We start from the raw sequence: 14,706 nt of genomic DNA on the forward strand, positions 1-14,706 counted from the left end.
CGGAGTTCCAGCATGGGTATTGCCATCAAGTACGGCGCAATGGTTGACGATCCGATTGTTGATGACGACGGGAAACTGGCCATTCGCGGCGGCGCGGGTGCCCTGGTGGAGCGTCTCCTCAAGATCTATCCGGGTGCCTGCCTGGTCGGTTATGAGGATCGTCAGTGCGACGGGTTCGAGATGAAGCGCGACATCAACCTTGACGCCGAGAAGGATCTGGTGATCAACCTCGACGTGATGGATTCGGTGGGCGTCTTCCAGGTGATGCACCGCCACGGCGCGGAGCCGATGATCATGAACCTCCAGTGGCTACCGCCACGTCACTACCACCACAAGGTGAACTTCGCCGCCATGGGATTGAGCTATGCACTCTTCCCGACCCTGTGCTCGGGGGAGCGCACCGCTGCCGAGGTCTCGGAGCTCACCCACCGGTGGACCATCCCGGCGCTTGCCAATTCGGCACAGATCGCCTGGTTCCAGCCCGGCATCCGTGACGACCTGCTGCAGCCCCGCGTGGACACCGAGGTACCCGAGGTGCTGTATCCCAGCATCCACCTCGACGCCGAGAAGCATCCCCAGCAGTTCATGCAGATCGTGACCGAGGTCGCCGCGAAGGTGCCCCTCCAGATGGTGGCCCGGTTGGCCCCCCGCGATCTGGTCAGCCTCCAGGCGATGCGGATGTCGTCGGCGAAGTGGACCACCGTGGGCCCGCTGTCGGCCGACCGTGAGGGCTACTGGGGCACCCTGGCGCACACCACCGCGTTCCTGTCGACCGCCACGGCCGAGGCCTACGGGCTGGAGGAACTGGAGGCCCTCGTGGCCGGGGTCATCGGCGTCATGCCGAAGCTGCCCTGGGCCGAGGTGCTCGTCCCGACGGGGTATCCCTACCTCTACAATTCCGACGCCGAGGCCGCGATGATGCTCGAGAACGTGCTGCGTGACCCCAAGGCGGCCCGTCGGGCCATCGATGAGTCCGCCGGTGGGTCCATCAAGGACTGGGTGTTCGCCAAGCACGCGCGCGCCGCCGGCAACGAGGCCATCGAGAACCAGGTCAAGGAATGGTTCCCCAAGGCGCTGGAGGACTGACCACCCCCACATGTCGTGATGCGGCCGTCGGCTCCCTGCAGGGGCCGGCGGCCGCGCCATGTGGGGCCCGGCCACCAGCCGGTCCGGGTGTCGGCGCCGACGTCCGGCCGGCGCCCGCAACAAGAAATCGATCGGCGATCGTGGAAGAATGCCACAGGCCCGAGCACTGTCTATGCCGGGGCAAGAAGGGAATATCACCGTGATCCGAACCCACGATGCGGGAACGCTGCGCGCCTCCAATGAGGGCGAAACCGTCACACTGGCCGGCTGGGTGGCCCACCGCCGAGATCATGGGGGAGTGGCCTTCATCGACCTGCGCGACGCCAGCGGCGTTGCCCAGGTGGTCATCCGCGATGAGGTGCTCGCTTCCTCGGGAGCCCACGACCTGCGCAATGAATACTGCATCGCCGTCACCGGCGTCATCGAGCACCGGCCGCAGGGCAATGAGAACCCCGAGATGCCCACCGGAGACATCGAGGTGAACATCTCCGACCTCGAGGTGCTCAACGCCGCCGCCCCGCTGCCCTTCCCGGTCGACGAATACACCAACGTCGGCGAGGACACGCGCCTGCGCTACCGCTACCTCGACCTGCGTCGTCCCCGCATGCACGATGCCCTGGTGTTGCGCTCGCATGTCACCCACGCCATCCGGGGGGTCCTGGAGGGACGCGACTTCTACGACATCGAGACCCCGACCCTGACGCGGTCGACCCCCGAGGGTGCCCGCGACTTCCTCGTGCCGGCACGCCTGTCGCCCGGATCGTGGTACGCGCTGCCCCAGAGCCCCCAGCTGTTCAAGCAGCTGCTCATGGTGGCCGGCATGGAGCGCTACTACCAGATCGCGCGCTGCTACCGCGACGAGGACTTCCGGGCCGATCGCCAGCCCGAGTTCACCCAGCTCGACGTCGAGATGAGCTTCGGCGACCAGGACGATGTGATGGCCCTGGGCGAAGAGGTCATGGCTGCCTGCTGGAAGCTGGTCGGTGTCGACCTGCCCCGTCCCATGAGGCGGATCACCTGGCATGAGGCCATGGACCGCTACGGCTCGGACAAGCCCGACCTGCGCTTCGGGAACGAGATCACCGAGGTCACCGACTTCTTCGCCGACACCCCCTTCCGCGTCTTCCAGGCCCCCTACGTGGGCGCCGTCGTGATGCCCGGGGGCGCCGCGCAACCGCGCCGCCAGTTCGACGCCTGGCAGGAATGGGCCAAGCAGCGCGGTGCCAGGGGACTGGCATACATCGTCGTGACCGATTCCGGGGAGCTCAGCGGACCGGTCGCGAAGAACATCTCCGACACGGAGAAGGCCGGCATCGCCGAGAAGGTGGGTGCCAAGCCCGGCGACGCCATCTTCTTCGCCGCCGGCGCCCGTACGGTCAGCCAGGAGCTGTTGGGTGCCGCCCGCCTGGAGATCGGCGCCCGCTGCGAGCTCTACGACCCCAAGGACTGGGCGTTCTGCTGGGTCGTCGACGCCCCGCTGTTCAAGCCGACCTCGGAGGCGGTCGCCGAGGGCGATGTCGCCGTGGGGGCCGGTGCCTGGACGGCGGTGCACCACGCCTTCACCTCGCCCAAGCCCGAGAGCATGGACAGCTTCGACACCGACCCCGGGTCGGCGCTGTCGTATGGCTATGACTTCGTTTGCAACGGCAACGAGGTCGGTGGCGGATCCATCCGTATCCACCGCCGCGACGTGCAGGAACGTGTCTTCAAGGTGATGGGCCTGTCGCAGGAGGAGGCTCAGCAGAAGTTCGGCTTCCTGCTGGACGCCTTCAAGTTCGGCGCCCCGCCGCATGGCGGCATTGCCTTCGGCCTGGACCGCCTCGTCATGCTGCTGGGGGGCTTCGACACCATCCGTGACGTCATTGCCTTCCCGAAGACCGGCAACGGCTTCGACCCGCTGACCCAGGCACCCGCCCCGATCTCGGCGCAGCAGCGCCGGGAGGCGGGCGTGGATGCCAAGCCGGCCCCCAAGAAGGACGGTGCCTCCGACAAGGACGGTGTGCCCGAGGAGGGCGCCGGGGCTGATCTCGACACCAGCGCCGAATAGTCGCCACGACCCCTCGACAGGGCAGGGTCCGGACCACCACGGTCCGGGCCCTGCCCTGTCCGGTTGACGTGTCCGGTTCCGTGCCCCATGTCGGGCAGGGGCGCACGGCGATAGGCTTCGACCGATGAGTGAGGACCTTTTCGGCAACCCCGTCGCCGACCCACACGGGGGTGGAACCGCTGCCGGCATCGGGGGTTCCCTCGGGGACGCCGTCAACCCGTCCGCACCCCTGGCGGTACGCCTGCGGCCCCGCTCACTCGACGAGATCGTCGGGCAGCAGCACCTGCTGGGCCCCGGGTCGCCCCTGCGCCGGCTCGCCGAGGGCCACGCGGCCATGAGCGTCTTCCTGTGGGGACCACCCGGAGTCGGCAAGACGACGATTGCCGCCGTGGTCTCCCGGGCCACCAACCGCCGCTTCGTGGAAATGTCGGCGGTCACCGCCGGGGTCAAGGATGTGCGCCGTGAGCTCGACATCGCCCGGCGCGAGTTGGCCCGCGGACGACCCACCGTGTTGTTCGTCGACGAGGTCCACCGCTTCTCCAAGGCGCAACAGGACGTGCTCCTGCCGGCGGTGGAGAACCGCATCGTGACGCTCATCGCGGCGACGACGGAGAATCCGTCCTTCTCGGTGATCTCACCGCTGTTGTCCCGCTCCTTGTTGCTCACCCTGAAGCCCCTGACCGCCGACGACATCTCGATCCTGCTCGACCGGGCACTCACCGACGAGCGCGGCCTGCGCACACCCGAGGGCAGGGAGTACACGCTGGACGACCAGGCACGTGCCGACCTGCTGAGGCTCGCCGGTGGCGACGCCCGGCGCGCGCTGACCTACCTGGAGGAGTCGGCCGCCGGCGCCAGCGCCGCCGATTCGGCCACGATCACCACCGACTCGGTGGCCAGTGCCGTCGATCGTGCCGCCGTTCGCTACGACCGGGACGGCGACCAGCACTACGACGTGATCAGCGCCTTCATCAAGTCGGTGCGTGGTTCCGACGTGGATGCCGCCCTGCACTACCTGGCACGCATGATCACCGCGGGGGAGGATCCCCGCTTCATCGCCCGCCGGCTGGTGATCCTTGCCAGCGAGGACATCGGCATGGCGGCCCCCTCGGTGTTGCAGACCGCCGTGGCCGCCGCCCAGGCCGTGCAACTGATCGGCATGCCCGAGGCACAGCTCAACCTGGCCCAGGCCACCATCGCGGCCGCCACCGCACCCAAGTCCAATGCCGTCTACCTGGCCCTGACCGCGGCCATGAACGACGTGCGGGCGGGCAAGGGCACGGGAGTGCCCGCCCACCTGCGCGACGCCCACTATGCGACGGCCCAGGACTACGGACACGGGGTCGGATACCGCTATGCCCACGACTGGCCCCATGGCGTGGCACCCCAGCAGTACCTTCCCGACGATCTGGAGGGCACCAGCTACTACCAGCCGACCGACCACGGCAATGAGGCGGCCATCGGGGAGCGGCTGGCCACGATTCGTGAGATCCTGCACGAGCAGGACGAGCCGGGATCCGGCGCGGCGTCGCGCGGACCCACGGGCTGACACATCGGTCGCCAGCAGGTCGTCGGCGCATCCACCAACGAGGAATAGAGGGTCATGAGGTCGAACAAGCTGGTCGTCACCGGTGCCGGGCACGTCGGATCGCAGGTGCTCACCGAGGCCCTCCACATGGGCCTGTTCGGCGAGATCGCCGTCATCGACACGAACGAGTCGGTCGCGGTCGGGGAGGCGCTGGATTCCCTGCAGGCCACGGGCGCACCACACATGGCAGCCATTGACGTGCACTCCGGGGGAATTGAGGACTACAAGAACGCCGACGTGGTGATCTGCGCCGCCGGGCCGAGCATCATCCCCGACCCGGACGATCCCACGGGTCGACCGGATCGTTCACTGGTCACCACGGTGAATTCGAAGGTGATCCGCCAGGTGATGGGCGACATCGCCTCCCAGACCCGCGAGGCGATCGTCATCCTCATCACCAATCCGCTCGACACGATGGTCTACATCGCCGAGAACGAATTCGGTTATCCGCCCGATCGTGTCTTCGGAACCGGCACCATGCTCGACTCCACCCGCCTGCGCCAGATCATTGCGGCCCACTGCATGGTTGCTCCCAGCAGCGTGCAGGGCTACATGATGGGTGAGCACGGCCTCACCGCGTTCCCGGTGCTGAGCCGACTCACGGTGGGGGGCTACCGATTCGACGAGTTGCCCGCGGTGTTCCCGATCAATCCGGACCTGAGCGCCGATGACATCCGCGAGGAGGTCGTGCAGGCCGCCTACGACGTCTTCAACTCAAAGGGCTGGACCAATGCGGGAATCGCCCAGTCGGCGGTGTCACTGGCCCGCACCGTCATGCTGGACGAACGGGCGATCCACCCGGTCTGCTCCACCCTGCGTGGTGAATACGGCCACCTCGACGATGTCGCGCTGTCGATGCCGTGCATCATCGGACGCAATGGAATCGAGCGTCGCCTGCCGGTGGAACTCAATGCCTGGGAGTCCGCCCACCTCGAGACCACGATCGCCCAGATCAGGGCGACGATGGTTGAGGCCGGCACCCCGCGCGTCCGGTAGCCGTGACCCGGCACCGGCCCCGTAGTTGCGAGCCCGTCGCGGTCCGCTGGCGCGCCGCCCCACATCGGGCAGACGGGCCGGGCGGGGGCGTGTCCGCGCGCTAGTCTTGACCAGCGGTTCGCGCCCGGCGAGCCGACTATTGCCATGCGCGGGAGAAATACATCATGAAAGCAGCTGAGATCGGTCGCCGTTTCGTCGACTTCTTCGTGTCGAAGGGCCATACCGAGGTGCCCAGCGCATCCCTGCTCTACAACGATCCGACGCTGCTGTTCGTCAACGCTGGCATGGTGCCGTTCAAGCCATATCTGATGGGTGAGCTCCCCGCGCCCTGGAAGCGCGCCACGAGCATCCAGAAGTGCGTGCGCACCCTGGACATCGAAGAGGTGGGCAAGACCACCCGGCACGGCACCTTCTTCCAGATGCTGGGCAATTTCAGCTTCGGGGACTACTTCAAGAAGGAGGCCATCGAGTTCGCCTGGGAGCTCGTCACCGGCCCCCTGGCGGAGGGACGCCTCGGTTTCGATCCGAACATGGTGTGGGTCACCGTGCTGGGTCCGGGATTCCATCCCGACTATCCCGAGGGTGACACGGAGGCACGTGATACCTGGCTGTCACTGGGCGTGCCGCCCGAGCACATCCAGGGCCGTGGACTGAAGGACAACTACTGGCACATGGGCGTTCCCGGCCCGGGTGGCCCCTGTTCCGAGATCTACATCGACCGTGGCCCCAAGTACGGCGCCGAGGGCGGCCCGGAGGCCGACGAGGATCGCTTCCTGGAGATCTGGAACCTGGTCTTCGAGACCGAGGAGCTCAGCACCGTGCGCTCCAAGGAGGATTTCGACATCGCCGGGCCGATGAAGACCCGCAACATCGACACCGGCGCCGGCCTCGAGCGCATCGCCCTGCTCATGCAGGGCGTGGACAACATGTACGAGACCGACGAGGTCTTCCCGGTGATCGAGCGGGCCGCCGCGATGGCCGGCAAGCGCTACGGCGCCGATCACACCGACGACGTGCGTCTGCGCGTGGTGGGCGACCACGTGCGTTCCTCCCTGATGCTGATGACCGACGGGGTGACCCCGGGCAATGAGGCCCGCGGCTATGTCCTGCGACGCCTGATGCGCCGCACGATCCGCTCCATGCGGTTGTTGGGGGTCGAGAAGGTCTCGCTCACCGAACTGCTCGACGTCAGTCGTCAGTGCATGCATGCCACCTACCCCGAGATCGACGACCAGTGGGAGCGCATCAAGGACATCGCCGACAACGAGTCGGAGAGCTTCGAGCGCACGCTCAACTCGGGCACCCAATTGTTCGACATGGCAGTGGCCGAGGCACGTGCGGCGGGTTCCAACGAACTGGGCGGCGACAAGGCCTTCCAGCTGCATGACACCTACGGTTTCCCCATCGACCTCACCCTCGAGATGGCCTCCGAGCAGGGCCTGCACGTCGATGAGACCGCCTTCCGCACGCTGATGGACCAGCAGAAGGCACGCGCCAAGGCCGACGCGAAGGCGAAGAAGGGCAATCTGCAGGACGCCGAGAGCTATCGCGAACTGCGCGACCGTGGTGAGACACCCTTCGTGGGCTATTCCGAGCTGACCGTCCCGACCAGGGTCCGCGGACTCGTCGCGGACGGCCACGTGGTCGACCACCTGCGGGCCGGGCAGCTTGGCGAGGTCGTCCTCGAGGAGACCCCCTTCTACGCCGAGATGGGCGGTCAGGATGCCGATGCTGGCGTGCTGCGGTCGGACGCGGGCGAATTCGAGGTCATCGACGTCCAACGTCCGGTCCCCGGCCTCGTGGTGCACACCGTGCGCGCCGGCGGCGAGCTGCGCCCCGGTGATGAGGTGCAGGCGATGGTTGACGCAGTGCACCGCCAGGGTGCATGCCAGGCCCACTCGGCAACGCACATCATCCATGCGGCGCTGCGCGAACTGGTGGGACCCACGGCCACCCAGGCCGGGTCGTACAACAAGCCCGGCTACCTGCGCTTCGATTTCAATTCCTCCCATGGCCTGTCGGCGGCCCTGAAGGCCGAGATCGAGGCCCGCTGCAACGCGGCGATCCGCGACGACCTCGAGGTGAGCGCCACGCAGATGCCGCTGGCGCAGGCCAAGGGCATGGGCGCCATGGCGATGTTCGGGGAGAAGTACCCCGACATCGTGCGCGTCGTGGAGATGGGCGGGCCCTGGAGCCGCGAGCTGTGCGCCGGAACGCATGTGCTGCACGCCAGCCAGATCGGCATGTTGAACCTGCTCGGCGAGCAGTCGGTGGGAGCCGGCACCCGCCGTGTCGAGGCCCTGGTGAGCACCGACGCCTTCGAGCACATGGCGGCCGAGCGTGCCCTGGTGAATCAGCTCACCGGGACGCTCAAGGTGCAGCCCGACCAGCTGACCGACCGCGTGGGCGCCCTGATCGAGGAGCTCAAGGTGGCCCAGAAGCAGATCGCGGAGTTGAAGGCGGCCCAACTGCTGGCCGGTGCACCGCAGCTGGTGTCGGATGCCAAGGACATGTGGGGTGTCTCGTTCGCCTCCAAGCGCTATCACGATGTCGACGCCGGCGCGCTGCGCACGCTGGCCGGCCAGGTGAGGGACCAATTCGGTGACCGGTCGGCCGTGGTGGCCCTGGTCGGCGGCTCGGCCACCAAGCCGGCGCTGGTCGTGGCAACCACCCGGGCCGCGCGTGATCGCGGGTTGAACGCCGGCGCGTTGGTCCGCGAGGGCGCCGGCGTGCTGGGCGGCAATGGCGGTGGCAAGCCTGACCTCGCCCAGGGCGGCGGCACCGATGCCGGCAAGGCCGACGAGGCGCTGCGCACGGTGGAATACGCCATTGGCCATGTCGTCCAGGGCTGAGGAACCGATCGACCCCGACCCCGGCCCGGAGCACACCTGGCGCCCCGGCGTCAGGTTGTGCCTGGACTGGGGCAAGGCCCGCATCGGGGTCGCCGCCTGCGACCGTGACGGCCTGCTGGCCTATCCGGTCGAGACGGTGGCGAACGGATCGGGCACGATGAAGCGGTTGAAGGCGCTGGTGGACGAGTACGAGCCCTTCGAGATCATCATGGGCATGCCCACCGACCTGCGCGGTCGGCAGGGGATCGCCGCCTCAGCCATGATCGACAACGCCCGCCGTGTCACGCGGGCGTTGCACCGCGACGTGCGATTGGTCGACGAACGACTCACCACGGCCGCCGCGACACGTAGGCTGGCTGCGGCGGGCCGTGATTCGCGGCACCGTCGATCGGTGATTGACCAGGCGGCCGCAGTGGCCATCCTGGAGCAGGCCATCGAGATGGAAAAGAGATCCGGGCACGCGCCGGGAGAACTGGTGAGTCACGAGACGGAGGAATCGCAAGGTGGCGGGACCCAAGCGGGCGGCTGACGAGGACGCCGAGGACCTGTATCTTCCCGCGAGCCGTGGCGAGGAACCCGAACCGATCCGATCCGGGGCGGCCACCGAGGGGCCCCATGGCCCGGCGGCATCCGGTGGGGAACAACCTCCCCTCATTACGATGACGCGGGACTACCACCGCACGCCGGGATCGTGGCTGAAGTCGGTGATCGCCGTGCTCGTGAGCCTGGCGGTGATCGGCGGTGGTGGCTTCCTGATCTACCACAAGGTCACCGAATATCAGGGCGCCGATTACACCGGTGCCGGGCAGAGCGACGTCACGGTGACGGTGAAGTCGGGTGAATCGGTGTCGCAGATGGGCGACCTGCTGGTGGCCGAGGACGTGGTGGCCTCCCGCAATGCCTTCATGCGCGCCGCCAAGAAGGAGAAGCGCACCAACAACATCCAGGCCGGCACCTACAAGATGAAGACCCGGATGCCCGCGGCCGACGTCGTCGCAGTGCTCGTCGATCCGTCGAACATCGTCAACAATCGCTTCACGGTTCCGGAGGGCCTGCGCAACACCCACGTGCTGGAACAGGTGAGCTCGGCCACCGGCATCGCGCTGGGACAACTGACCGCGGCCTCCAAGGATCCCTCGCTGCCGGTGCCGTCCTATGCCCAGGGCAGTTCCGAGGGCTTCCTGTTCCCCGACACCTACACCTTCGAGCCCGACTTCACCGCGTCCCAGGTGCTGACCCGGATGGTCGATCGGTTCAACCAGGTGGCCGCTGACGAGAACCTGGAGAAGCGTGCGGCTGCGGCCGGTCGGTCGCCCCATGATGTGTTGGTGGTGGCCAGCATCATCGAGCGGGAGACCTCCGACCACAAATATGCCCCGCTCGTGGCCGAGGTGATCTACAACCGGCTCGCCCAGGGCATGCGGCTGCAATCGGACGCCACGGTTGCCTACGCCAACAACCTGGAGGGCAAGGTCACCACCACCGACGAGGAGCGGGGGCTCAACTCGCCCTACAACACCTACATGGTCGACGGGCTCCCGCCGACGCCGATCTCCAATCCCGGCAAGGCTGCCATCGATGCGGCGCTGGCGCCGGCGAGCGGCGACTATCTCTACTTCGTCACGGTGAACCTCGACACGGGGGAGACCAAGTTCGCCTCGGATTCGGCGGGTCACGACCAGAACGTCAAGGAGTTCCAGACCTGGTGCCAGGCCAACTCGGATCACTGCAAGTAGAACAACACTGCAAGTAGAAGAACAGGGCACGCAGCAGAACCGGGCAGCTCGAAGAACAGGGCACCTGGGAAACCCGACCCGGCGCGGGCCACGGACGCGATCGCGGGACGGGCAGCGCAGCTGGGATAATGGGAGCCATGTTGCGCTATCTCACCGCTGGTGAATCCCACGGCCGTGCCCTCGTCTCGACAATGGACGGCCTGCCGGCCCATGTGCGCATCTCCACGGCAGACCTGCAGACCGCACTGGCACGTCGCCGGCTGGGTGCCGGGCGGGGCGCCCGCATGAAGTTCGAGGCCGATGAGGTCACGATGCTCGCCGGGGTGCGCCACGGCGAGACGCTGGGTTCCCCGATCGCCGTGATGATCGGCAACACGGAATGGCCCAAGTGGGAACAGGTCATGAGCCCCGATCAGGTCGACCCCGAGGTCCTGGCCTCGCTGGCGCGCAATGCGAAGCTCACCCGTCCGCGTCCGGGTCACGTCGACCTCGCCGGGATGCAGAAATACGACTGGGACGAGGCGCGCCCCGTGCTGGAACGGGCAAGCGCCCGCGAGACCGCGGCGCGGGTGGTGCTGGGTGAATTCGCCAAGCAGTTCCTGGCCCAGGGCTTCGGCATCACCGTGCTCAGCCATGTGGTGCAGATCGGTCAGGTCAGGGCCCACGTCGCCGAACCGCCGCGGATGGCCGACCTGGCGCACATCGATGACGATCCGGTGCGCTGCCTCGACCGCGAGGCGAGCGCTGCCATGCAGGCCGAGATCGAGCAGTGCCGCAAGGACGGCGACACCCTCGGCGGGGTCGTCGAAGTACTCGCCTGGGGCTGCCCGCCCGGGCTGGGCTCCATGCGTGAGGGGGACACCCGTCTGGACGCACGGTTGGCGAGCGCCCTGATGGGCATCCAGGCGATCAAGGGCGTGGAGATCGGCGACGGCTTCGACCTCGCCTCGGTGCGCGGCAGTCAGGCGCACGACGAGATCGAGCCCGGGCCCCACGGCATCCGGCGCATCAGTGGTCGCGCCGGGGGCACCGAGGGGGGCATCAGCACCGGTGAGGTGCTGCGCGCCCGCGCCGCCATGAAGCCGATCGCCACCGTTCCCCGCGCCCTGCGCACCCTGGACGTCACCACCGGTGAGGCCACGACCGCCCACAACCAGCGCTCCGACGTCTGTGCGGTGCCCGCCGCCGGGGTCGTCGCGGAGGCGATGATGGCCCTTGTGGTGGCACAGGCCTGCCTGGAGAAGTTCGGCGGCGACTCGCTGTCCGAGACGCGGCGCAACTACCTGGCCTACCTCAAGCGCCTGCGCGATCGTGGACTGGGCGTGGCCGAATCCCTATGAGCCACCCAACGCCACGACCCCGCAAGCAGCCCGGGGTCATTCGACAGGTCATCCTCGTGGGATTGCCCGGCGTCGGAAAGACCACGGTCGGGCACCTGCTCGCCCGCCGACACGGCCTGGACTTCGTGGATGTCGACGATTTCCTCGAGCGGCAGCAGGGCATGACCGTGGCCGAGATCTTCGCCCAACAGGGGGAGCAGGCCTTCCGTGACCTCGAGGCGCAGGCAACCGCCGAATTGCTCGACGACGCGGGCGTCATCGCGCTGGGCGGGGGAGCAGTCGTCAACCCCGTGGTCCGTGGCGCCCTGGCCGGGCGATGCGTGGTCTGGTTGACCGCCTCGGTGGCACAGGGCGTGGAACGTATCGGCCAGACGACACACCGCCCGCTGATGCGCGGCGATGTGTCCTCGACCCTTGAGCGACTGCGCCACGAACGAGAGCACTTCTATGCCCAGGTGGCTCGTCATCGGGTCGATACCGATGCACGCCCCGCTGGCGAGGTGGCCGATCAGGTGGCCGCCCTCGTCGGGCTCGATGGAGAGGAAGCACCCATGACCGTCGCCCATTTCGCCACGGACCGTCCCTATGACGCCCGGATCCGACCGGGCGCGCTCGACGACCTCACAACCCATCTCGGGGGTGCCACGAAGGTGGCGATCTTCTTCCCCGAGGTCCTGGGTGGGGCCGCCGCGCGTGCATCTGACGTGGTGCGTGCCGCCGGTGCCGAACCCACCATGATCGAGCTGCCCGAGGGGGAGCAGGCCAAGACGCCGGTCGTGCTGGCCGACTGCTGGGGACGGCTGGCCGACGCCGGCCTGACCCGCACCGACCTTGTCATCGGGATCGGGGGCGGCGCCACCACCGACCTGGCCGGCTTCGTGGCGGCCACCTGGCTGCGGGGCATCCGGTGGATCAGCGTCCCGACCACCGTGCTGGCGATGGTTGACGCCGGCATCGGGGGAAAGACCGGAGCAGACCTTCCCCAGGGGAAGAACCTGATCGGAGCCTTCTGGGAACCCTCGGTGGTGCTCGAGGACACCGACCTGCTGGTCGGCCTACCCGCCCGCCAGGTGCGCAGCGGCCTGGCCGAGGTGATCAAGCACGGGTTCATCGCCGACGAACGCACCCTTGAGCTCGTGAGCGGTGACCCGGCACAGGCCCAGGACGTCACCAGTGGGCGGCTCGCCGAGCTGATTGCCCGTTCGGTGCAGGTGAAGGCGCGCGTGGTGTCATCCGACCTCCGCGAATCCACCTCGGTCGGTGATGACGTCGGACGCGAGCAGTTGAACTACGGACACACCCTGGGCCACGCCATCGAGGCCGCCGAGCACTTCACCAGGCCCCACGGGGAATGCGTGGCGCTCGGCATGGTCTTCGCAGCGGAGCTGGCCCACCGGGTGATCGGGCTGGACGAGGCCACCGTGGCGCGCCATCGCCGGGTGCTGGGTTCGGTCGGGCTGCCCACCAGCTACCACGGGGTTGCCTGGCCGGCGCTGCACGAACTGATGATGCGGGACAAGAAGACGCGTGGCTCGGTGCTGCGCTTCGTCGGGCTGCGGGCACAGGGCGAGCCGACCATCATCGTCGACCCCGATCCGCAGGCCCTCCGGGGCGCGTGGCAGGCCCTGACCGCAACCACCGACTGAACCGTCACCGGACCCGTCTGCAGGGGTCCGGTGACCGGACGGGGGTCCATGCCCGTCCGGGCCGATCCGGGTATCGGTGACATTCGGGTAGAATGGCTGGTCGCGGCCTCATGCCGCCCATGATCAACGGACGCAGCGGTGTCCGAGACCCACCCGCCATGACGAAAGGCTGTTACGTGGCAACGACGAACGACATCAAGAACGGCACAGTGCTGAACCTGGATGGTCAGCTGTGGCAGGTGCTGTGGTTCCAGCACCACAAGCCCGGCAAGGGCAATACCGTCGTTCGCACCAAGATCAAGAATGTGCTCAACGGCAAGGTCGTCGACCGCACCTTCCCGGCGGATACCAAGATCGAGATGGCGCAGGTCGACCGTCGCGACATGCAGTACCTCTACGACGATCCCAGCGGCTATGTGTTCATGGACACTGACAACTACGAGCAGCTGACCATTCCCGCCGACGTGATCGGTGATGACAAGGACTACCTGCTCGAGGGCATGATCGTCACCGTCGCCACCAACGAGGGCACGCCGCTCTACATCGACCTGCCGGCCAGCGTGGAACTCGAGGTCACCTACACCGAGCCCGGCCTGCAGGGCGATCGCTCCACCGGCGGCAACAAGCCCGCCACCGTGGAGACCGGCAAGACCGTGCAGGTGCCGCTGTTCATCACCACCGGCGAGAAGATCAAGGTCAGCACCGACGACGGTGGCTACCTCGGCCGCGTGCAGAGCTGATGAGCCAACCCGACGACGAGATCATCCCGCTGGCACACGGAGAGCACCCCCCGGTGCCCGACGCGGTGAAGATCGCGAGCACCGACTTCGCGGAGGCCCACCACTCCACGCGCACCAAGGCCCGCAAGCAGGCGCTCGACGTGCTGTTCCAGGCCGACCTGCGCAACGAGGCGGTCCATCGCACCATGGCGCGGCGCACCGAGCAGGGGGAGCCCGCGCTACGGGACTTCACCCGACAGATCCTCGACGGCTATTCGGAGCACGGCCACGAGATCAACGAGCACATCGATCGGGCCCTGACCGGTGACTGGACCCTGGAGCGCATGTCGCGGGTCGATCGGAACCTGGCCCGGATCGCCGTGTGGGAGCTCGACTTCACCACGATCGACCTCAAGGTTGCGATCAGCGAGGCCATGGAACTGGCGAACGAGCTGAGCAACGACGAATCGGTCACCTTCCTCAATGGCCTGCTGGCCCGCATCGCCGAAGAACGGCCGGCCATCCCGACGGCCCCGGGTGCCGGGGTCCCCGATGCGGGACCCGTCGAACCAGCCGGTGACGCCTCTGCCGAGCCCGCTGACAACGGCGCGGTTGCCGAGCAGGACAGCGAGAACATCGGCCAATGAGCCATGGATGGGTTGACGTCGAGGTGTCGATCCATTTCCTTTTCCGGTC

General features: G+C 67.7%; 11 protein-coding genes. All 11 read left to right on the forward strand.

The annotated features are described in order from the left end of the window. The first annotated feature begins 12 nt into the window (after positions 1 to 12). The 11 genes from RM25_RS05080 to nusB all read left to right on the forward strand — a co-directional run bounded on the left by RM25_RS05080 (position 13) and on the right by nusB (position 14,657). Positions 13 to 1,086 carry a hypothetical protein gene (locus RM25_RS05080; protein ID WP_013161056.1) on the forward strand — a complete coding sequence of 358 codons (1,074 nt, stop codon included), beginning with the start codon at positions 13 to 15 and terminating at the stop codon, positions 1,084 to 1,086. Positions 1,087 to 1,285: 199 nt separating this feature from the next. Next, positions 1,286 to 3,133: an aspartate--tRNA ligase gene (gene aspS / locus RM25_RS05085; protein WP_044636138.1), complete on the forward strand. Its 1,848-nt coding sequence runs from the start codon at positions 1,286 to 1,288 to the stop codon at positions 3,131 to 3,133. 124 nt (positions 3,134 to 3,257) lie between these two features. Next, complete coding sequence (locus RM25_RS05090) at positions 3,258 to 4,682, forward strand: replication-associated recombination protein A (RefSeq protein WP_013161054.1); 1,425 nt, start codon at positions 3,258 to 3,260, stop codon at positions 4,680 to 4,682. Between the two features lie 54 nt (positions 4,683 to 4,736). Then, a complete protein-coding gene (locus tag RM25_RS05095) occupies positions 4,737 to 5,717 on the forward strand; it encodes a lactate/malate family dehydrogenase (RefSeq protein WP_013161053.1) in 981 nt (326 codons plus the stop codon). A gap of 164 nt (positions 5,718 to 5,881) precedes the next feature. Next, positions 5,882 to 8,569, forward strand: coding sequence for an alanine--tRNA ligase (alaS, locus tag RM25_RS05100; RefSeq protein ID WP_013161052.1), 2,688 nt, complete (start codon positions 5,882 to 5,884; stop codon positions 8,567 to 8,569). 7 nt (positions 8,570 to 8,576) lie between these two features. Beyond that, the gene (gene ruvX / locus RM25_RS05105; RefSeq protein ID WP_041704603.1) at positions 8,577 to 9,098 is read left to right on the forward strand and encodes a Holliday junction resolvase RuvX; all 522 of its coding nucleotides are present in this window, start codon (positions 8,577 to 8,579) and stop codon (positions 9,096 to 9,098) included. Then, entirely contained in the window at positions 9,073 to 10,305 is a 1,233-nt protein-coding gene (mltG, locus tag RM25_RS05110) for an endolytic transglycosylase MltG (RefSeq protein ID WP_013161050.1), read from the forward strand. Before ruvX ends, mltG begins: the two co-directional genes overlap by 26 nt. A gap of 137 nt (positions 10,306 to 10,442) precedes the next feature. After that, on the forward strand, positions 10,443 to 11,645 hold the full coding sequence (gene aroC, locus RM25_RS05115; protein ID WP_036941336.1) for a chorismate synthase: 1,203 nt from the start codon (positions 10,443 to 10,445) through the stop codon (positions 11,643 to 11,645). Beyond that, positions 11,642 to 13,291 (forward strand): 3-dehydroquinate synthase, encoded by a 1,650-nt coding sequence (gene aroB, locus RM25_RS05120; protein ID WP_044636139.1) that lies wholly within the window; start codon positions 11,642 to 11,644, stop codon positions 13,289 to 13,291. The genes aroC and aroB overlap by 4 nt, the downstream gene beginning before the upstream one ends. A gap of 158 nt (positions 13,292 to 13,449) precedes the next feature. Then, positions 13,450 to 14,031 carry an elongation factor P gene (efp, locus tag RM25_RS05125; RefSeq protein ID WP_036941122.1) on the forward strand — a complete coding sequence of 194 codons (582 nt, stop codon included), beginning with the start codon at positions 13,450 to 13,452 and terminating at the stop codon, positions 14,029 to 14,031. After that, positions 14,031 to 14,657, forward strand: coding sequence for a transcription antitermination factor NusB (nusB, locus tag RM25_RS05130; protein WP_048734804.1), 627 nt, complete (start codon positions 14,031 to 14,033; stop codon positions 14,655 to 14,657). The genes efp and nusB overlap by 1 nt, the downstream gene beginning before the upstream one ends. Positions 14,658 to 14,706: the final 49 nt, after the last annotated feature.

The sequence above is a fragment of the Propionibacterium freudenreichii subsp. freudenreichii genome (genome assembly GCF_000940845.1).
Taxonomy (GTDB): Bacteria; Actinomycetota; Actinomycetes; order Propionibacteriales; family Propionibacteriaceae; genus Propionibacterium; species Propionibacterium freudenreichii.